Consider the following 18212-nt stretch of genomic DNA (forward strand, 5'->3'; position numbering starts at 1 on the left):
CCAGTTGCGCTACCAAGCTGCGCTACTCGCCGATGCGGGGCGCATCTTACTGCTGGCGGTTATAGGCGTCAATCACTTTTTTGTCCCTGCACTTCAAGTGGTGAGAAAAGCGCCATAATGCGCTGCGCCGGGGTTGCGCAGCGTATTTTACTCAGGCGTTGGCCGGTTTCAGCGCCGGCGTCTGCGCGCGCAGGAATGGCAGCAGGAACAGCGCCGACAGGCAGGCGGCGATGGAAATCACCACGAAGAAGCCGTTCCAGTGCCAGATCTCCATCACCCGCGCGATCGGGTAGCCGGACAGCGCCGCGCCCAGATAGGCGAACAGGCCGACGAAACCGGTCGCCGCGCCCGCCGCATCCTTGTGCGAGCACTCCGCCGCCGCCATGCCGATCAGCATCTGCGGGCCGAAGATAAAGAAGCCGATGGCGAAGAAACAGCAGGCCTGCAGCAGGTAGGTCACGCCCGGCATCAGCCACAGCGCCGCCACCGACAGGAAGATACCGATGGCGAAGATCAGGTTCATCGGGCCGCGGTTGCCGCGGAACAGCTTGTCGGAACCCCAGCCGGCCACCAGTGAACCGATGAAGCCACCCACTTCAAACAGCGAGATGGCCGAGTTGGCGGTCATCAGCGAATAGCCCTTTTCCTGCGTCAGGTAGAGGTTGCCCCAGTCGTTGATCGCGGTGCGCACGATGTACACCAGCACGTAAGAGACCGCCAACAGCCAGATGTACTTGTTGGTCAGCACGTAGCGTTTGATGATCTCGCGGTTGCTCAGCCCCTGGCCTTCCGATTCCTGCACCAGCTCCATGGCGTCGTTGCGCCATTTGCCGACGCTCGGCAGCCCCAGGGTGGATGGCTTGTCGCGCAGGCGCCAGCACATCAGCAGGCCAAGCACCACGCCGATGATGCCGGGAATGATCATGCCGTAACGCCAGCTGAAGTGCAGCGAGATAAAGCCCACCAGCAGCGGGATCAGCGCGCCGCCGACGTTGTGCGACGTGTTCCAGATCGCCCACCAGCTGCCGCGCTCGGAGCGCGAATACCAGCTGGTGAGGATTTTTGAGCACGGCGGCCAGCCCCAGCCCTGGAAGAAGGCGTTGAGGATCCACAGCGTGCCCAGCATCAGCAACGATGAGCTGAGGCCGAAGAAGATATTCAGCACCCCGGTCATGATCAGGCCCAGCCCCATAAAGTAACGCGGGTTGGAGCGATCGCTGATCATGCCGGAAATGAATTTCGAGCAGCCGTAAGTGATGTAGAACAGCGTGCCGAGGATGCCGACGTCGGACATCGTCAGACCCAGATCGCGCAGCATCGCCGGCATGATGAAGTTGAAGCTTTTGCGCGTGAAGTAAAACGCGGCGTAGCCGATGTACATGGTGCACATCAGCTGGATGCGCCAGTATTTGTAGCTGGCGTCGATCTGCCGTTGATCGGTGACCTGCGGCGCATCCGGGCGGCTTTTAAGGAAAGACCACATGTGGAACCTCAGAGGATTGAATTAAAGTGCCGCTATGATGCTCCTCGCGCGCGCGGGCGGCTTACGCCAGATTCCCGACGCGGTTAGGAGTTTTTCCTAGTTTTGCGTTTGCGCCGGTGAAACTGTGGGCAAGATCACACTCAAACAGGCGCCCCGTTCAGCGGTGAACCGCAGGCTGCCGCCGAGGGCGCTGATGCGCTCCTGCATGCCGCGCAGGCCGTATCCCGGTTGATGGTTTTCCGCATCGAAGCCCACGCCGTTGTCGCGGATGGTCAGGGCGATCTGCGGCGCGGCGCCTTTGCGCGGCTGCAGGCGCGCATCCAGCTCCAGGCGGCTGGCGCCGGCGTGGCGGCACACATTGGTCACCCCTTCCTGACACACCCGGTACAGCGTAATTTTCAGCGTTTCATCCAGCAGCTCGTCCGGCACCTGCCACTGCAGGCTGCTCACCAGCGACGCGTCCTGCGGCAGCGACTCCCGCAGCATCGCCGCCACCGCCGCTGACAGCGGCAGGTTGTTCAGCGCCGCCGGCCACAGCTGGGTCAGCACATCGTGCACCCCGTCATAGACCCGCAGCGCCAACGCATCGATGGTGTCGGCGCAGCCGATCACCGCCGGTTCCGGCGCCAGACGTTTGACGATGCTGGCCTGGGTGCGGATCACGGTGATGGTCTGCCCTACTTCATCGTGCAGCTCGCGCGCCACCTCGCGCCGGGTTTGCTCCTCCGCCGTCACCAGCGCCCGCGCCAGCTGCCGATTCTCCGCCAGCCGCAGCCGCAGCTGTTGATTCAGTTCGCGCTGGCGCTGAATGCCGGCGCCCAGCAGCAGCCCGGTCAGGCTTTGGGCCAGCAGCGACAGCAGCAGATCGCGGTGCGACTCCGGCTGCGGCGGCTCGTTGACCATCAGCGCCACGCCGTTGAGCAGCGTCGCCAACAGCGCGCCCTGCCAGCCATAGCGATAAGACATGAACACGATAGGGATCGCCAGGCAGAACGGCGCGAAACGGCGCAGCTCGGCGGCGTTAACCTGCTGCTGCAGCCAGATGCTGAACGCAAACAGCAACAGATAGCTGGCCAGGTGGCCCAGACGCAGCTCCACCGGCTTGTGGATCAGCCCCGGCTCCAGCGGCACCCAGATTTGGCGCGCCAGATAGTGCCACAACAGCAGGCAGGTTGGCGCGATGGTGAAACCGCCGGTCAGGCCGAGCAACAGCGCGCGGGCGCCTTCGCCGCTCACCAGTTGCCATACCAGCGCCTGCAGCAAGGCGGCGATGGCGACCACCGCGCCCTGCAACAGCGGCCAGCGCCATTCGCTGTCGCTCTGCTGATGGCGCAACAGCCACGGCGAGGCCAGCAGGCTGAGCAGCACCGTCAACACCAGCACCGCCACCGACGCCCACAGCGCCGGGCCGTAGCCGAACTGATCCGCCAGCAATGCCATCAGCAGCAGGTCGGCCAGCAGGATCCCCGGCCAGAAACGGTACGGGCTCTGCAGCAAAATGCCCATGCGCAGGCCGAACGGAAACAGCAGCAGCGCCTGCCAGGGGGGGTCGATCAGCGCGGTGCCGATGCCCCACAGGCAAAACGCGCTGGCGGCGTAGATGAAAAACAGCGCCAGCTGGGTGATCAGGCGCTGCGTCACAGGTTCAGCATCCGTCTGGCCAGCTCGACGTTGTTGTTGATGCCCAGCTTGGCGAACAGGTTGGCGCGGTGCACATGCACCGTTTTCGGCGACAGCCCCAAGGCGGCGGCGATCTCACGCACCTCCTGGCCCTGCGCCAGCAATAGCGCGATCTCGCGCTCGCGGCGGGTCAACGGATCGACCCTCACCCGCGCCAGCTGCTGCGCGATTTCCGGCATCAGGTAGACGCCGCCGCCGGCGACGGTGCGCACCGCGGTGATCAGATCTTCCGGTTTGCAGCGCTTGGAGAGAAAGCCGCTGGCGCCACGTTCCAGCGCCATTTCCACCAGCGCCGGGTTATCGTGCATCGACAGCATCACCACGCGGATGCCGGAAGGAATGTCCGCCAGCAGATCCAGCCCGCTGCCGTCCGGCATCGAAATGTCGCAAATACAGATTTCCGCTTCCAACCCCGGCAGGCCGGCGCGCGCCTGCGCCGCGCTGCTGAACTCGCCCACCACCTGAATATCGGCCTCCAGCGACAGCAGTTGCACAAAGCCCGAACGCACAATGTCATGATCGTCGATAAACGCCACGCGCAGGGTCATGGAAATCTCCGGTTAGCAGGGGAAGTGCGCAAGTATACCGTATGCGCACACCGGAATAATTGATGAAGAGAATGTATTGGGTGAAATTACCGGGTGCGCAAGGCAGGCACCCGGCGGGAGAGGTTACAGGCGGGCAGGCGCCGTTTTATCCTGCGGCAGATGGCACCAGTTGTTTTTGTCCACGATGCCGCCATCGGGAGACGTATATCCGAGGCAGCCAAGGAGGGTGTCAAACAGCTCGACGTGGCGATGCGTTTTGCCGATGCGCTGCTGCGCCTGCAACTGCTCAAAGGCGCTGAGGTGCTGCGGGTTCTCGAGGAACTTGTCCGACGCCCACACGATCATCGGCACGCGGAATTGCTCCGGCGGCGCCATTTCGCGCGGCGTGCCGTGCAGGTGCGTATTCTCGCCGATCGATTCGCCGTGATCGGCGGCATAGAACACGATGGCCTTCTTGTCCCGCACCTGATCGATCACATTACTGATAAAGCTGTCGGTATACAGCACCGTATTGTCGAAGGCGTTGATCAACTGCGCCTTGGTGCACGAGTCATCCACCCCCATGCACTCCGGCTGATAGCGCGCATAGCTGCGCGGATAACGCTGCGAGTACAGGTAGTGTGAGCCTTTGGTATGCAGGATCACCAGGTGCTTGCCCTTCGGATAACGCGCCAGCGACTCCTTCATTTCGTCCACCAGCAGCATATCGTCGACCGCCTTGCCGTCGTTGCGCTTCTCGGACGCGATCATCTCGCGGAACGAATAGTTGTTCACCTCGGTGTTGTTGTAGAACCACACCTCGCTCTGCATGGCGAACAGCTCGGACGAGAAGCCCAGATCCTTCAGCACCGCGAACACGTTCTGCTCTTTCAGCGTGCGCTGCGGATTGTCCTCGGTGCCGCCTTCGCGCACGAACATGCAGCGCAGCGACAGCTTGGTGGCGGTATCGCACGACTCGCCGCGGAACGCCACCAGATTCTTCTCTTTAGACAGCCGCGGCGTGGTATCGCGCTCGTAGCCCAGCATGCCCATGTGATCCCAGCGCGTGGTCTCACCGATGATAAACACCACGTAGGTGTCGTCGATGTCCGCCGGCGGTACGTAAGTGAAGTGTTTGCCCGGATCGAACATCGTGCTCTGGTCCTGGCTTTCGTCATAGCGGGTATAGGCGAACAGCCCCAGCGCCGACAGCCAGTTGGACGGCAGATACGAGTGCGCCACCACGCCGCCGTAGCTCGGCAAATCGACGTTGGAAAGCTTCTCTTGCACGCTCTGCTCGTCGTCCAGCATGCGCAGCGGCAGCCAGACCAGCGCCACCACCGCCAGCAACACCAGCAGCGGCTTGATGCGATGACCAGGGGTTTTCAGCTGTTCTATCAGGGTATAGCGCAGGTTGTTTTTCCAGATCAGCAGCAGCGGCAAGGCGCTGAGCGCCACCATCCATAGCACGAAGTGCAGGCCGACCACCTCTTTCGACAAATCGATGTCGGTGGTCATCACCGACACCACGATGCCGTAGCCGATCACCACGTTGAAAAACGTCATGTAGTAGCTGGCGGCAACCGAAATCAACACCAGCAGCGAGGCGACGATGCGATAAAACAGCCGGCCGCCGAGCGATACCAGCCGCATGATGAAGAACGTAAACAGGACGATAGCGATGACTTCCGTCACCGCCGAAATAAGCTTAATTCCCTGAATGCCGTGCGCCAGCGAATCAAAACGGCGATAGAAAACGGACAGGTTTAGAAAGATGCCGATATAGATCGCTAACAATAACGATAAATTCTGCTGTGATAGCGATTTAACTTTGTTCATGTAACGCGGTGGCTCCGGGGACGGTGTAGCGGTTCTGACTCAGTCAGACACTGATTGCGGCTTCTGGTTCAGCCAACCGGCAATAAGCGTTATTTTGCGGGTAATAATCAAGAGAATTCTCACAAAACGGACAAAATTTACCGTTTTTTTGAGCGATTTTCAGGCAGGGCACGCAAGAAAATGGAGGGATAAACCCTCCATTTTTTCCAGATATCGGCAAAAATCTTACTTAACGTTCAGAGTTACATCGATATTTCCACGGGTGGCGTTGGAGTATGGGCACACCACATGCGCCTTTTTCACCAGATCTTCCGCCACGCTGCGCTCGATGCCCGGCAGCGAGATATCCAGCTGCACTTCGATGCCGAAACCGTTGGGGATTTCACCGATGCCGACGGTGCCGTCGATCTTGGCTTCGGCCGGGATTTTGACCTTTTCTTTCGCCGCGACAAACTTCAACGCGCCGAGGAAGCAGGCCGAGTAACCGGCGGCGAACAGCTGCTCGGGGTTGGTGACTTCGCCGCCGGCGCCGCCCATCTCTTTCGGCACGCCCAGTTTCACGTCCAACACGCCGTCGGAGGAGGTCGCACGGCCGTCGCGGCCGCCGGTTGCGGTGGCGTGAGCGCGGTAAACCACTTTCTCAATAGACATCGTTCATTCCTTCTTGCTGGTTGGCGAGATGACTACGGCTTCCACGAAGTAAAGCCGGTCACATATTTATCTTTTGCGATTAAATCGCGCACTACTTATTTTTGACGCTTATTAACCAGTGTAGACCACCCCTGCCGTTCTTGCGTCCGGCGGCGGCGGGTCAAATCTGATCGATCAGGCTGCCGCGCAGCTTTTCCAACTGCTGTTTGAGCGAGACGATCTCGTCCAGGCTGCAGTCGGTGGCGCACATCACCGCCTCGGGCACCGATTGCGCCCGCTCACGCAGCGCGCGGCCGGCTTCGGTGAGAGCAATGATCACCTGCCGCTCGTCGGCGGTGGCGCGATAGCGCACCAGCAAACCGGCGGTTTCCAGCCGCTTCAGCAGCGGCGTCAGCGTGGCGGAATCGAGGAACAGCCGCTCGCCGATGTCCGATACCGTCACCCGATCGCGCTCCCACAGCACCATCATCACCAGGTATTGCGGGTAGGTGAGTTCGAGCTGATTCAACAGCTTGCGGTAGACTTTGTGCAGCGCCAGGTTGGCGGAGTACAACGCGAAACAGAGCTGCTGATCGAGCTGCAGCAGGTTCTTCGCGTTGGGTTGTGCGGTATCGGTGCTTTTCATGCTTGTGAATATAGATAGTGCGCGATGTAATCGCAAGCTATTTCTTGTGAGATATGCTACCTTTTTTTTATGCAGAGGATGCTCGGAGGGAAAGGAAATGACGAATACGCTTGCAGAACGCGCGCGCCGCTACGCCACCAAGGCGCATGCGGCCATCGATCAGCGCCGCAAATACACCGACGATCCGTACATCGTCCACCCACAGGCGGTGATGGAGCTGGTGCGCAGCGTGCCGCACACCGAAGAGATGCTGGCGGCCGCCTGGCTGCATGACACGGTGGAAGACACGCCCACCACCCTCGGCGATATCGACAGCCACTTTGGGCCAAAAGTGGCGGAACTGGTGCGGATGTTGACCAACGTCAGCCACGCCGAGGACGGCAACCGCTTCGAGCGCAAAAACCGCGCTCGGCGCCACAGCGCCGGCGCGTCGCCGCAGGCCAAAACCATCAAGCTGGCGGATCTTATCGATAACACCCGCTCGCTGCTGGACTACGACAGCCACTTCGCCCAGACCTACCTGATCGAGAAACAGCGCCTGCTGGAGGTGCTGACCGAAGGCGACCCGACGCTGTGGCGCCAGGCCAGCCATATCGTTGAACAGGGGCTGCTCAGGTTGCAGCAGCCGCCGCACAACGTGCCCGCCAGCTGGTTTGAGCACGCCCGCCGGCGCTACCGCGAGAGCGACGCGGCCTGATCAGAAGGTCACCACCGTTTTCAACGCCGTCACCCAGGCGTCCTGCGTCTCGCTGACGCCCGCCGGGTGATGCCAGTATTGCAGGCCCGGCTGCAGCTGCAGCCACGGCGTGACATTAACGCGATAATAGAGCTCCGCCGTCACCGAGTGACCCGGCACCGGCCGGTAATTCGGATCGTGATAATCGCTGATGCCACTCATCTGGTTGAGATAACGCTGATTGTCTTTGTAGCGGTCGCTCAGTTTCACCACCGAGACGCCGAGCCCCAGCCAGTCGTCCGGCCGCGCATCGAACAGCCCGCGATAGCGGATGCCGGTCGAGGTGGACCAGTGCAGGTAGTTGCTGCGCTGATCCCCCAGCCCCAGGCTGTAAAACACGCTCAGGCCGCGGTTGACGTCATCCGCATGGCGCGTCACCTGCTGGTTGAAACCGGTATACAGGAACCAGGTGCGATCGTGGCTGCGATAGCCCTGCGGATCGCTGGCGCCCGGCCCGCCGGACACCCCTTCATAGAGATCGCTCTGGCGCGCGTTAGTGAACAGCACGCCCAGGTTATACACCCCCGGCAGTTGGTTGACGGCGTGGGTTTTCAGCTCCAGCTCCATCGGCAACAGGAAGCCTTTGCTGCCCTTGGTGGACCAGCTCCAGGCGTGGCTGCGGCTGGGGGCGCTCGGGTTCTGTTCCATCACACCGCCCTTGAGCGTCAGGCCGTCGGTCAGCTTGTATTGCAGCGTGGTGCCCCAGTAATGCACGTTCCAGTTGTACCAGGTCAACGAATTAGCGGACTTGCCGCCGCACAGCGTCAGCGTCTGAAAATCGCAGGGGATGATCTGATCGAAATCCTGCACCTTGTTCATCATGCCGATGCGCCACTGCAGCCGGCGATCGAGGAAGGAGCGGCTGAAGGTCAACCAACCCAGCCGGGTGATCGACTGCCCGCCAAAGCTCTCCTGCGACAGATCGGTCAGGCCGACGCGCGGATCCTGCAGCCGATCGCGGGTCAGGTTGTTGTCATGGTTGCGGTTGACGATATTGCCTTCGATCGCCGCGTCCGGAATGCCGGTCAGCGCCTGCAAATCCTGGCTGAAGGTCAGCGAAAACTGGTCGATATACGACGCCTGTTTATCGTGGTTGTAACCGCCGCCGGCGTTATACGACAGCTGGCTGAGGTAGCCGAGGTTATAGTGGAAGCCATGATCCTCCAGGATCGGCCTGATCCCCAGCATATCCCCCAACAGCCCGGGCTGCGGCGGTTCAAAGCCGAGCGCCACCCCTTCCCATTTGGCGGTGGGGGCTTCGACGTCCTTGCCGGTTTGCAGCGTTTCCGCCTGCGCCTGGCTACAGAGCAACGCCAGCGCCGCCAGGGTCATGGAACGAGGTAATAAGCTTTTCATCATTATTATATTTCTCCGCATAACGGCTGACTGCGGGCAACAGCATTCCCTGGGAGAGAATTTCCCATCATGAACAGCAGCGAATAACGTTAGTTAACGCCCGGCGCTTGCCGCCGGGCTGAAGGGTTAGCGTCGGTCTTTCAGGCTGGCACCGTTGCTGTGGATCACATCGCGGTACCAGTAGAAACTCTTCTTGCGGCGGCGCTCGAGGCTGCCGTTGCCGGCATCGTCCCTGTCGACGTGAATGAAGCCGTAGCGCTTCGACATTTCGGCCTTCGAAGCGCTGACCAGATCGATCGGCCCCCAGCTGGTGTAACCCATCACCTCGACGCCGTCGTCGATCGCTTCCGCCACCTGCACCAGGTGGTCATTGAGGTAGTTGATGCGGTAGTCGTCGTTGATGCTGCCGTCGGCCTCGACGCGGTCTTTGGCGCCCAGCCCGTTCTCGACGATGAACAGCGGTTTCTGATAGCGGTCGTACAACACGTTGAGCAGGTAGCGCAGCCCGATCGGGTCGATTTGCCATCCCCATTCCGAGCTGGCCAGATGCGGGTTCGGCACCATATCGAGAATGTTGCCGCGCGCCGTCTCATACTGCTCCGGGTCGGCGGTGACGCAGCCGCTCATGTAGTAGCTGAACGAGATGAAATCGATGGTTTCACGCAGCGTTCGCCGATCTTCCTCGGTGATCGCCACCTGAATGCCGTTTTCACGGAAGAAGCGCTGCATATAGGCCGGGTAATAGCCGCGCGCCTGCACATCGCCGAAGAACAGCCAGTCGCGGTTTTGCCGCTGGGTTTCCAGCAGATCTTCCGGCTTGCAGCTCAGCGGATACAGAATGCCGCCCAGCAGCATGTTGCCGATTTTGCCCCCCGGCACGATCTCGTGGCAGGCCTTCACCGCTTTGGCGCTGGCCACCAGCTGATGGTGGATCGCCTGATAGATGGCGCTCTTGTCGCTCTCCGGCGGCAAGCCGACGCCGGTGAAAGGCGCGTGCAGCGACATGTTGATCTCGTTGAAGGTCAGCCAGTGTTTGACCTTGTGCTTGTAGCGTTCAAACACGGTGCGCGCGTAGCGCTCGAAGAAATCGATGGTGCGCCGATCGCCCCAGCCGCCGTAGCGCTTCACCAGGCCGTAAGGCATTTCATAGTGCGACAGCGTGATCAGCGGCTGAATGCCGTATTTCGCCATCTCATCGAACAGCCGATCGTAAAACGCCAGCCCGGCTTCGTTCGGCGTCTCTTCGTCGCCCTGCGGGAAAATGCGCGTCCAGGCGATCGAGGTGCGCAGGCAGGTGAAGCCCATCTCGGCGAACAGCGCGATGTCCTCCGGGTAACGATGATAGAAATCGATCGCCACGTCCTTGATGCCGCTGTCGCCCGCCGCGCGCGGCGTGATGGCGCCGAAGATGCCCTGCGGCTGCAGATCGGAGGTCGACAGCCCCTTGCCGTCGGCCTGATACGCGCCTTCTACCTGGTTCGCCGCTACCGCGCCGCCCCACAGAAAATGTTGCGGAAACTTGCCGTTCATCGCTTGCTCCTCAATTAACGTAATAAAGTCAGCAGCGGCGCCTGTTCCTGCACCGGAGACAGGCCGCTGGTCAACACGTCCACGTAGTCATCGCTGTTGCTGATGATGATCGGCGTGGTGGTGTCATAGCCGGCGGCATGGATCGCCGCCTGGTCGAACTCGATCAGCAGATCGCCCGGGGCGACCCGCTCGCCTTCCCGCACGTGGGCGGTGAAATGCGCCCCGTCGAGCTTCACGGTATCGATGCCGACGTGGATGAGAATCTCCGCGCCGTCGTCCGATTCGATGCCGATGGCGTGTTTGGTTTTGAACAGCGACGCCACGCTGCCGCTCACCGGCGCCACTACGCGCCCCTGCTGCGGCGCGATCGCCACCCCTTTCCCCAGCAGGCCGCTGGCGAAGGTCGCGTCGTTCACCTGATCCAGCGGCACGATGTCGCCGGCGATCGGGCTGAGGATGGTCTGTTTGCGGTTAAGCGGCGCGGCGGCTTCAGGCTGCGCCGTCTCTTCCGCCGGCGCGACGCCGAACAGGTAGCTGGCCAGCGCGGCGAACACGAACGACAGCAGGGTGCCGCCGATCGCGCCCCATACCGTGGCGTCGATGCCGCCGCCGGGGATGATCTGCGCGAAGGTGAACACGCTCACCAGGCCGAACGAGTAAACCGAAGTATGGAAGTAGCCGATCACCGCGCCGCCCAGCGCGCCGCCGATGCAGCCGAAGATGAATGGGCGTTTGTTCGGCAGCGTGACGCCGTACACCGCCGGCTCGGTGATGCCGAAAATCCCGGCGCCGATGGCCGAAGCGGACAGCGCCCGCAGTTTGGCGTCGCGGGTGCGCAGCATCACGCCCAGCGTGGCACCGACCTGCCCCATCACCGCCGGCAACAGCAGCGGCACCATGGTGTCGCGCCCCAGCACGCTCAGGTTGTTGATCATCAACGGCACCAATCCCCAATGCAGGCCGAAGATCACGCACACCTGCCACATCGCCCCCATAAAGGCGCCGGCGATGATCGGGTTAAAGGCGTAAATGCTTTGATAGCCGTTGGCCAGCAGGTGGCTGAGCCAGGTTGCCGCCGGGCCGATCAGCAGGAAGGTCAACGGCACGGTGATCGCCAGGCACAGCAGCGGCGTGATGAAATTGCGCAGCGCGCTGTGGATCACCCGGTTAAACAACGGCTCCAGGCGGCAGGACACCCAGGCCGCAAAGATGATCGGGATCACCGACGAGCTGTAGTTGATGAAGGTCAGCGGAATGCCGAAGAAATACTCGCGCACCGCGCCCGGCTGCTGCGCCGCTTCGAAGGCCGCCATCATCAGCGGATGCGTCAACGCGCCGCCGATCGCCATGGTGACGAAGGGGTTGCCGCCGAATTTTTTTCCGGCGGTGTAGCCGAGCATGATCGGGAAGAAGTAGAACAACGAGTCGCTGGCGGCGAACAGCATTTTGAAGGAGCCGCCGCTCTCCAGCAGCCAGCCGCAGGCCAGGCTCAGCGCCAGGAAGCCTTTCAGGATCCCCGAAGCGGCCATCACCCCGAGCAGCGGGGTAAAAATGCCGGACACCAGATCGATAAAGCGGCTGAGCAGGTTGTCTTTTTTATCGTCCGCATCGCTGCCGTTCGACGCACCGTCAGCCAATCCGCCGACCCGATTGACCGCGTCGAACACCTCCGCCACGTGGTTGCCCACCACCACCTGGAACTGGCCGCCGCTCTCCACCACCATGATGACGCCCGGATTTTTCTTCAGCGCTGCCGCGTTGGCGCGATTGTCGTCGCGCAGCTTGAAACGCAGGCGGGTAGCGCAATGCACCAGGCTTTTCACATTGTCGCGGCCACCGACGCCGGCCAAAATCTCACTGGCTAATGTGTCATATTTCATACGGTTATCCTTAGACTTCGCGTTCTGCCGCTCCCCGCCCCGCACTGGCCTGGCGCTGAGGCGAAATTCGGCGCAAAAAAAAACCTAAACCTCGCGGCCTCTGCCCCATCGGGGAACAGAAACGCGAGGTTTAGGTTTTGCCTGCCGTAGCAGTAACAACCCTAAATCGGTTGAGTTATGACGTTAACACCGCGGATTTTGCCGGGGCAAGGCCTTGCGTCGGCAAATTGCCGAACTGTGATCGGGCGGGCAAAACCGATCTGAGGTATCAAATAAGGGCTGTCGCCCTCTATCGGCTTCAGCGCAGCAGTGATATATCGCGCAGGCGGAATAGAGAGGGGCGGAATATCGCCCGCCGCAGGCAAAACATAAGATTAACTAACCTAATAATTCACTATCAGGCGAAAGCAAAGCGCTCGTCCATCCACTGTCAATCCCCACTTTTTTAGTCACAACCGGCAATCCATAAGGCAAATAGATCGCCAAACTTGATTGCACATCGTTAACATTCCACGATATTCACCCGCGCGAAAATCACCATGCGCAATTGACGACGGCGAAAGAAACATCAGAATGACTAATTAAAACGACTGGACAAAAGTCACGCGGGCGATTATTACTGGTCAACGCGTAATCGATTGTAGGGATGACAGCGGCCATGACGTTGCGGACTGAGTTGGGACGGATTCTGATCACCGGCGCCGGCGGCCGGGTAGCCACGGCGTTTCGCCAGGCGATGGGCGATCGCTACGCGCTGCGCCTGGCGGAACGAGACATCAGCCTGCTGAGCGATCTGCGGCCCGGCGACGAAGTCATCAGCTTCAACATCGCCGATCTCGACGCCTGCCGCGCGGCCTGCGCCAATATCGACACCGTGTTGCACCTGGCGGCCGATCCCTCCCCCGATGCCGACTTTTGCGGTTCGTTGATGGACAACAACATTCTCGGCACCTTCAATATCTTCCGCGCGGCGAAAGACGCCGGCTGCCGCCGGGTGGTGTTCGCCAGCAGCGCGCAGGCGGTGGAAGGCTATCCGCTCGATTACCAAATCCGCCCGGATGACGCGCCGAAACCGAAAAACCTGTACGGCGCCAGCAAGGCGTTCGGCGAAGGCATCGCCGCCTACTTCGCCCATCAGGAAGGGCTTTCCGCCCTGTCGGTGCGCATCGCCAACTTCACCACCCTCAGCCCGGGCGATCGGCTCAGCGCCCGCGACATGAGCGCGTTTCTCAGCCATCGCGACGCCGCCGATCTGCTGGAGCGCTGCATTCGTGTCGAAGGGGTGCAATATGCGGTGGTGCACGGGGTTTCCAATAACCGCTACACGCGTTTATCGCTGGAAGAGACCCGTCGCCTGCTCGGCTACGCCCCGCAGGACGATGCGTTCAGCCTGCTCGGCTTTGAGTGAGCGCGGCGGGGAACCCCGCCGCACGCTGTCGTTTTTAACCGTTGACGTAGGCCACTTTTTCGGCCTGACGGTGGGTGAACAGCACCAGCAGCAGCGCCAATCCGGCAATAATCGCCCCCATCACCGGCACGAAGCTGTATCCCAGCCCGGCGGAGACTACCGCGCCACCGGCGGCGGCGCCCAGCGCATTGCCCAGGTTAAAGGCGCCGATATTGACCGAAGACGACAGCCCCGGCGCTTCACTGGCGACGCGCATCACGCGCATCTGCAGCGGCGGCACCACGGCAAAGGTCGCCGCGCCCCAAATCACCATGCTGACCGCGGCGCCGATTTCACTGCGCGCCAGGAACGGGATCACCAGCATAATGACCACCAGCAGCAACAAGAAGCCTTTTAGCGTCGCGCTTTCGGAGCGGTCGGCTAACTTGCCGCCGAGGTAGTTGCCGATGGAGAAACCGACGCCGATCAACACCAGCATGGACGTCACGAACAGCGGTGTCGCATCGGTGATGTGCTGCAACACCGGCGAGATATAGGTATAGAGCGTGAACATCGCGCCCGCGCCCAGCACGGTCGTCAGCAAGGCGGACAGCACCTGTGGGCGCACCAATACCGACAGCTCGCGTTTCACATCCGGACGCGCGCCGGCGCTGCCTTTCGGCAACGAGAACCACAGCCCCAGCATGGCGATCACGCCCAGCCCGGCCGTCGCCAGGAACGACATGCGCCAGCCGATGGTTTCACCCAGCCAGGTCGCGGCGGGCACCCCGCCGATATTGGCGATGGTCAGGCCCATAAACATGGTCGCCACGGCGCTCGCCTGTTTCTCCTTCGGCACCACGCTGGCGGCCACCACCGAGCCGAGGCCAAAGAACGCGCCGTGGTTCAGGCTGGTGATGATGCGCGACAGCATCAGGGTGGTGTAGTCAGGCGCAACGGCCGACAGCACGTTACCCAGGGTAAAGATCGCCATCAGGAAGATCAGCGCGCTTCTGCGTGCCCGGTGAGAAAGCAGCAACGTCATCAGCGGTGCGCCGACCATCACGCCGACGGCGTAGGCGCTGATCAACATGCCGGCCATCGGGATGGAGACGTCCACCCCTTTGGCGATGGTCGGCAGCAACCCCATCGGGGAAAACTCGGTCGTGCCGATGCCGAACGCCCCCACCGCCAGGGCTAATAAGGGAAAGTTAATTTTCATTCAACAACTCCGGTTAACCGCTGCCGAAGCGCGGGAAAGTTAAGATGCCAAAAGTATGACATTGATCACACCAAAGATAAGCAGGCGGGAGGCTAAAAGACTTTTGCGATTTTGTTAAAAATCGTGGGGGAAAACAGCAGCCGACTCTATCTTAACCACGCACCGACAGGCAATAGCCGCCGTCGCCCGAGCGCACATCGGGTTCATTCTCGCCACCTGCGGCAAGCCGCCATATCGGCCCGCCGGCGGCTACCGCAACTATTGAACACAGAGCAAAAGTGTTTTGTTATTGTGCGCGTTTTTAGAATTAAACGACGAAATATAATGGCCTCAGTAAAACATCAAGGCCCTACGGCCCAATACACACAGAGGGAAGCGCCATGCTTTTTGACTCGTATTCTTTAAACGGTTTATCGCTGAACAATCGCATCGTCATGCCGCCCATGACCCGCTCTCGGGCCGGCGCCGGCGACGTCGCCACCGACATGATGGCTGAATATTATGCCCAGCGCGCCAGCGCCGGGCTGATCGTCAGCGAAGGCACGCAGATTAGCCAGCAAGGCCAGGGTTATGCCTGGACGCCCGGCATTTACACCCCGGAACACATCGCCGGTTGGAAAAAAGTCACCGACGCCGTACATCAGGCCGGCGGCAAGATCTTCGCGCAGCTTTGGCACGTCGGCCGCGTGTCGCATACCATTCTACAGCCTGACCACGCCGCGCCGGTCTCCTCCTCCGCCATCCAGGCCGACGGGGTCAAAGTGTTCGTGGATGTCGAAGGCCGCGGGCCGGAACATGGCGTGGGTGAAATGGTGCAACACTCCGCACCGCGCGCCTTAACCCGGGAAGAAATTCCGGCGATCGTCAATGACTACGCTCAGGCGGCCCGCAACGCCATCGCCGCCGGTTTCGACGGCGTAGAGCTGCACGGCGCGAATGGCTATCTGATCAATCAGTTTATCGACTCGCGGGAAAACCAGCGCGACGACGAATACGGCGGTTCACTGCAAAACCGCCTGCGTTTCCTGCGGGAAGTGGCGCAGGCGGTAGCGGACGCCATCGGCAAAGAGAAACTGGGCGTGCGCCTGGCGCCGCTGACCACCCTGATGGGCTCGCAGGACGATACCCCGGAAGCCACCTATCTGGCGGCGGCCAGCGTGCTGAACGATATCGGCGCCGCTTATATTCACATCGCCGAAGCGGACTGGGATGACGCCCCGGTAATGCCGGCGGCGTTCAAAGAATCGCTGCGTCTGATCTTCCGCGGCACGCTGATTTACTCGGGCAAATACACGCGTGAACGCGCTGAAGAAGCGCTGGCCAAAGGCTGGGCGGATCTGATCGGCTTCGGCCGCCCGTTCATCGCCAACCCGGATCTGCCTCACCGCCTGCAACACGGGCTGGCGCTGAATGCGCCCATCAAAGAGAAATTCTTCGGCGGCAGCCGGGAAGGCTACACCGATTATCCGACGATCGGTTAACGAGCGCCGACAACGCCGGCTCAAGCCGGCGTTATTTTTTTCTGAGCTTCGATCCAGTCAAGAAATCGCATCATTCTGTCGCTAAAATCCGCGTCATTCGCCTCCCCTGCCGCGTGCGCTAACCAATAGTTCATTTCATCGCGCTGCTCTGCATAAAGCGCCAACAGCTGTTCGGCATAGTCGGTTAGCGTTATCGGCCAGAACGGGCTTCCCTCGGCGCGCAACATATTGGTGGCGCGGATCAGCTTTCTGGCCGCTTCGCGCTTTAAGCGCCTCTCATCCGATACCGTCCTTGCCTGCAGCAGTTGCTCCCGATAACGCGCCAACACGGGCCGTAAATCGGCATTGACCGCCAGCGCAATGCGCCGATCGGGCCGAAACAGCGGAAAAGCGGCGGACAGGTCTTCGCCCCACAGGCATCGGCAGTGATGCTTCAGCCAAAATCCCCAGGAATCATGATGCTCCGGTGCCAACGCTTCATCAACGTTGCCGATGTCAACGTCGACCTTGCTCACGATCCGCTGCTCCAGCTGAAAGGCTTGCCGCCACGCCTCAAGGCGCTGCAACGCCCCGCTATCGGCCGGCTTGATGAGCAACAGCGTGATGTCCAGATCGGACACGCCGGGAAGGGCTTCGCCGCGCGCGACGCTGCCGTAGAGGTAAATGCTGTGGATGAGCGCCGGGAATTGGCGCGGCAGCCCTGCCGTCAGCGCCTCCAGCAACGGGATAAAAGCCTGCTGCAGCGGACATGCCGTCACCGTGGGAATCCACGCCACCTCATCCCCTCCCATTGCGCACTTTGCCCGCGCGCATTTCGATGCTCCGCTGCAATGCGCGCAGCCCGCCGGCCAGGAAACAGGCTTCCGCCAGCACGAACAACGGACCGATGATCAGGCCCGTCACGTCGTCCATAAACGCCGGCTTTCGTCCCTCCCAGAAATGCCCGACAAACTGAAACAGCCAGCCGATGACGAAGCCGCCGATGCCGACGCTCAGCCACGCCGCCGTCGACAGCGACGCCACCCAGGCGCCGAACGCGAGGCACAGCAGCAGCAACGCCAGCATCATGACGCCAAGACGCAGGCTCAGCCGCAGGTAATAGAGGGCCGACACGATAACCGCCGCGCAGGCCGGCGAAAACGGCAGCCATCCCGCGCCCCATGCCGGCCGGGAGAGCAGCGTCAGCAGGCTGACGACGATCAGCGGGATGCCGATAAAGTGCGTGACAATATTGCGCGCATCGCGGTGATAGGCGGCATAAGCGGCAAGGTGATCTTCCAGACTTCGCATGTTGACCTCCGGTATGTGCGGCCTTCGTCGCCGAACGCGCGCAGCCGCATGCGGCTGCCCTTATCCATAGCTTAGCGCGGGATCACCAATACCGGTTGACCGATCTCATCCAGCAGGCCGCGCGTGACGGAAGCGTTCAGCCAGCGCCCCAATGAAGACAGGTGGCGGTGCGAGATGATCAACAGATCGCAGTTGAACAGCGCCATCTGTTCCGGGATCACTTCGATGGGCGACCCCGCGGCCAGCAAGCCCTGGGCATTGAAGCCCTGCTGTTTCAGCGCCCGCGTCACCTGCCCGACCTGCTTTTCCGCCAGCGCTTCTTCCCGTTGGGCGGCGGGATACTCCTCGCGCTCATCGCTGTCGAAACGCAGGCCGCTGCGGCTGAGCGTGAAGGCATTGTCCACCACCGTCAGCACGATCACGCCGCCGATGCTGCCTTGCAGGCGCGCCATAAATTCCAGGGCGTTGCCGCTATGTTCAAAGCAATCCACCGCCAATAACACTCTCTCAATCATAACCATCCTC

16 protein-coding genes are annotated in these 18212 nt (G+C 61.3%); 3 read left to right on the forward strand and 13 right to left on the reverse strand.

The genetic code is table 11. The annotated features are described in order from the left end of the window. Positions 1-151 precede the first annotated feature (151 nt). The 6 genes from ADK28_RS24340 to ADK28_RS24365 form a co-directional block, all read right to left on the reverse strand. Entirely contained in the window at positions 152-1483 is a 1332-nt protein-coding gene (locus ADK28_RS24340) for an MFS transporter (RefSeq protein WP_048796900.1), read from the reverse strand. A 96-nt stretch (positions 1484-1579) separates the two neighbouring features. Then, positions 1580-3124, reverse strand: a complete 1545-nt coding sequence (gene uhpB, locus ADK28_RS24345) for a signal transduction histidine-protein kinase/phosphatase UhpB (RefSeq protein ID WP_033639035.1) — start codon at positions 3122-3124, stop codon at positions 1580-1582. Further along, entirely contained in the window at positions 3121-3711 is a 591-nt protein-coding gene (uhpA, locus tag ADK28_RS24350; protein WP_004934117.1) for a transcriptional regulator UhpA, read from the reverse strand. Before uhpA ends, uhpB begins: the two co-directional genes overlap by 4 nt. A 123-nt stretch (positions 3712-3834) precedes the next feature. Then, a complete protein-coding gene (gene eptB, locus ADK28_RS24355; protein WP_016929532.1) occupies positions 3835-5529 on the reverse strand; it encodes a kdo(2)-lipid A phosphoethanolamine 7''-transferase in 1695 nt (564 codons plus the stop codon). A 225-nt stretch (positions 5530-5754) separates the two neighbouring features. Beyond that, positions 5755-6180: an organic hydroperoxide resistance protein gene (locus ADK28_RS24360; RefSeq protein ID WP_004934114.1), complete on the reverse strand. Its 426-nt coding sequence runs from the start codon at positions 6178-6180 to the stop codon at positions 5755-5757. 160 nt (positions 6181-6340) lie between these two features. Then, positions 6341-6805 (reverse strand): MarR family winged helix-turn-helix transcriptional regulator, encoded by a 465-nt coding sequence (locus ADK28_RS24365; RefSeq protein ID WP_016929534.1) that lies wholly within the window; start codon positions 6803-6805, stop codon positions 6341-6343. Between the two features lie 97 nt (positions 6806-6902). Between ADK28_RS24365 and ADK28_RS24370 the strand changes: the two genes are divergently transcribed. Continuing rightward, positions 6903-7502 (forward strand): HD domain-containing protein, encoded by a 600-nt coding sequence (locus tag ADK28_RS24370; protein ID WP_048796901.1) that lies wholly within the window; start codon positions 6903-6905, stop codon positions 7500-7502. Here the strand turns inward: ADK28_RS24370 and ADK28_RS24375 are convergent, their stop codons facing one another. The 3 genes from ADK28_RS24375 to bglF all read right to left on the reverse strand — a co-directional run bounded on the left by ADK28_RS24375 (position 7503) and on the right by bglF (position 12307). After that, complete coding sequence (locus ADK28_RS24375) at positions 7503-8873, reverse strand: carbohydrate porin (protein WP_369803993.1); 1371 nt, start codon at positions 8871-8873, stop codon at positions 7503-7505. A 150-nt stretch (positions 8874-9023) separates the two neighbouring features. Further along, positions 9024-10427: a glycoside hydrolase family 1 protein gene (locus tag ADK28_RS24380; protein ID WP_048796902.1), complete on the reverse strand. Its 1404-nt coding sequence runs from the start codon at positions 10425-10427 to the stop codon at positions 9024-9026. Between the two features lie 14 nt (positions 10428-10441). After that, positions 10442-12307 carry a PTS beta-glucoside transporter subunit IIABC gene (gene bglF / locus ADK28_RS24385; protein WP_033639037.1) on the reverse strand — a complete coding sequence of 622 codons (1866 nt, stop codon included), beginning with the start codon at positions 12305-12307 and terminating at the stop codon, positions 10442-10444. Between the two features lie 658 nt (positions 12308-12965). Between bglF and ADK28_RS24390 the strand changes: the two genes are divergently transcribed. Continuing rightward, positions 12966-13715, forward strand: coding sequence for an NAD-dependent epimerase/dehydratase family protein (locus ADK28_RS24390; protein WP_028127800.1), 750 nt, complete (start codon positions 12966-12968; stop codon positions 13713-13715). A gap of 34 nt (positions 13716-13749) precedes the next feature. Here ADK28_RS24390 and ADK28_RS24395 read toward each other — a convergent pair whose 3' ends face one another. Next, positions 13750-14916, reverse strand: a complete 1167-nt coding sequence (locus ADK28_RS24395; RefSeq protein WP_016929540.1) for an MFS transporter — start codon at positions 14914-14916, stop codon at positions 13750-13752. Positions 14917-15296: 380 nt separating this feature from the next. Here ADK28_RS24395 and ADK28_RS24400 point away from each other — a divergent pair, with 380 nt between their 5' ends. Then, positions 15297-16397, forward strand: coding sequence for an alkene reductase (locus tag ADK28_RS24400; RefSeq protein WP_016929541.1), 1101 nt, complete (start codon positions 15297-15299; stop codon positions 16395-16397). A 20-nt stretch (positions 16398-16417) separates the two neighbouring features. On the opposite strand, the gene ADK28_RS24405 is transcribed toward ADK28_RS24400, so the two are convergent. From ADK28_RS24405 to ADK28_RS24415, 3 genes are all read right to left on the reverse strand, one after another. After that, a complete protein-coding gene (locus ADK28_RS24405) occupies positions 16418-17188 on the reverse strand; it encodes a nucleotidyltransferase domain-containing protein (RefSeq protein ID WP_033639038.1) in 771 nt (256 codons plus the stop codon). Further along, positions 17175-17687 carry a DUF962 domain-containing protein gene (locus ADK28_RS24410; RefSeq protein WP_048796903.1) on the reverse strand — a complete coding sequence of 171 codons (513 nt, stop codon included), beginning with the start codon at positions 17685-17687 and terminating at the stop codon, positions 17175-17177. The genes ADK28_RS24405 and ADK28_RS24410 overlap by 14 nt, the downstream gene beginning before the upstream one ends. A gap of 71 nt (positions 17688-17758) precedes the next feature. Beyond that, on the reverse strand, positions 17759-18202 hold the full coding sequence (locus ADK28_RS24415) for a universal stress protein (protein ID WP_015376224.1): 444 nt from the start codon (positions 18200-18202) through the stop codon (positions 17759-17761). Positions 18203-18212: the final 10 nt, after the last annotated feature.

Source organism: Serratia sp. 506_PEND, assembly GCF_001076875.1.
GTDB classification, from domain to species: domain Bacteria; phylum Pseudomonadota; class Gammaproteobacteria; order Enterobacterales; family Enterobacteriaceae; genus Serratia; species Serratia marcescens.

What these genes read in the sequence shown, in the direction of transcription:
- ADK28_RS24340 (WP_048796900.1), bottom strand. Translation starts at nt 1,483, where the DNA reads ATGTGGTCTTTCCTTAAAAGCCGCCCGGATGCGCCGCAGGTCACCGAT.
- uhpA (WP_004934117.1), bottom strand. Translation starts at nt 3,711, where the DNA reads ATGACCCTGCGCGTGGCGTTTATCGACGATCATGACATTGTGCGTTCG.
- eptB (WP_016929532.1), bottom strand. Translation starts at nt 5,529, where the DNA reads ATGAACAAAGTTAAATCGCTATCACAGCAGAATTTATCGTTATTGTTA.
- ADK28_RS24360 (WP_004934114.1), bottom strand. Translation starts at nt 6,180, where the DNA reads ATGTCTATTGAGAAAGTGGTTTACCGCGCTCACGCCACCGCAACCGGC.
- ADK28_RS24365 (WP_016929534.1), bottom strand. Translation starts at nt 6,805, where the DNA reads ATGAAAAGCACCGATACCGCACAACCCAACGCGAAGAACCTGCTGCAG.
- ADK28_RS24370 (WP_048796901.1), top strand. Translation starts at nt 6,903, where the DNA reads ATGACGAATACGCTTGCAGAACGCGCGCGCCGCTACGCCACCAAGGCG.
- ADK28_RS24375 (WP_369803993.1), bottom strand. Translation starts at nt 8,873, where the DNA reads ATGACCCTGGCGGCGCTGGCGTTGCTCTGTAGCCAGGCGCAGGCGGAA.
- ADK28_RS24380 (WP_048796902.1), bottom strand. Translation starts at nt 10,427, where the DNA reads ATGAACGGCAAGTTTCCGCAACATTTTCTGTGGGGCGGCGCGGTAGCG.
- bglF (WP_033639037.1), bottom strand. Translation starts at nt 12,307, where the DNA reads ATGAAATATGACACATTAGCCAGTGAGATTTTGGCCGGCGTCGGTGGC.
- ADK28_RS24390 (WP_028127800.1), top strand. Translation starts at nt 12,966, where the DNA reads ATGACGTTGCGGACTGAGTTGGGACGGATTCTGATCACCGGCGCCGGC.
- ADK28_RS24395 (WP_016929540.1), bottom strand. Translation starts at nt 14,916, where the DNA reads ATGAAAATTAACTTTCCCTTATTAGCCCTGGCGGTGGGGGCGTTCGGC.
- ADK28_RS24400 (WP_016929541.1), top strand. Translation starts at nt 15,297, where the DNA reads ATGCTTTTTGACTCGTATTCTTTAAACGGTTTATCGCTGAACAATCGC.
- ADK28_RS24405 (WP_033639038.1), bottom strand. Translation starts at nt 17,188, where the DNA reads ATGGGAGGGGATGAGGTGGCGTGGATTCCCACGGTGACGGCATGTCCG.
- ADK28_RS24410 (WP_048796903.1), bottom strand. Translation starts at nt 17,687, where the DNA reads ATGCGAAGTCTGGAAGATCACCTTGCCGCTTATGCCGCCTATCACCGC.
- ADK28_RS24415 (WP_015376224.1), bottom strand. Translation starts at nt 18,202, where the DNA reads ATGATTGAGAGAGTGTTATTGGCGGTGGATTGCTTTGAACATAGCGGC.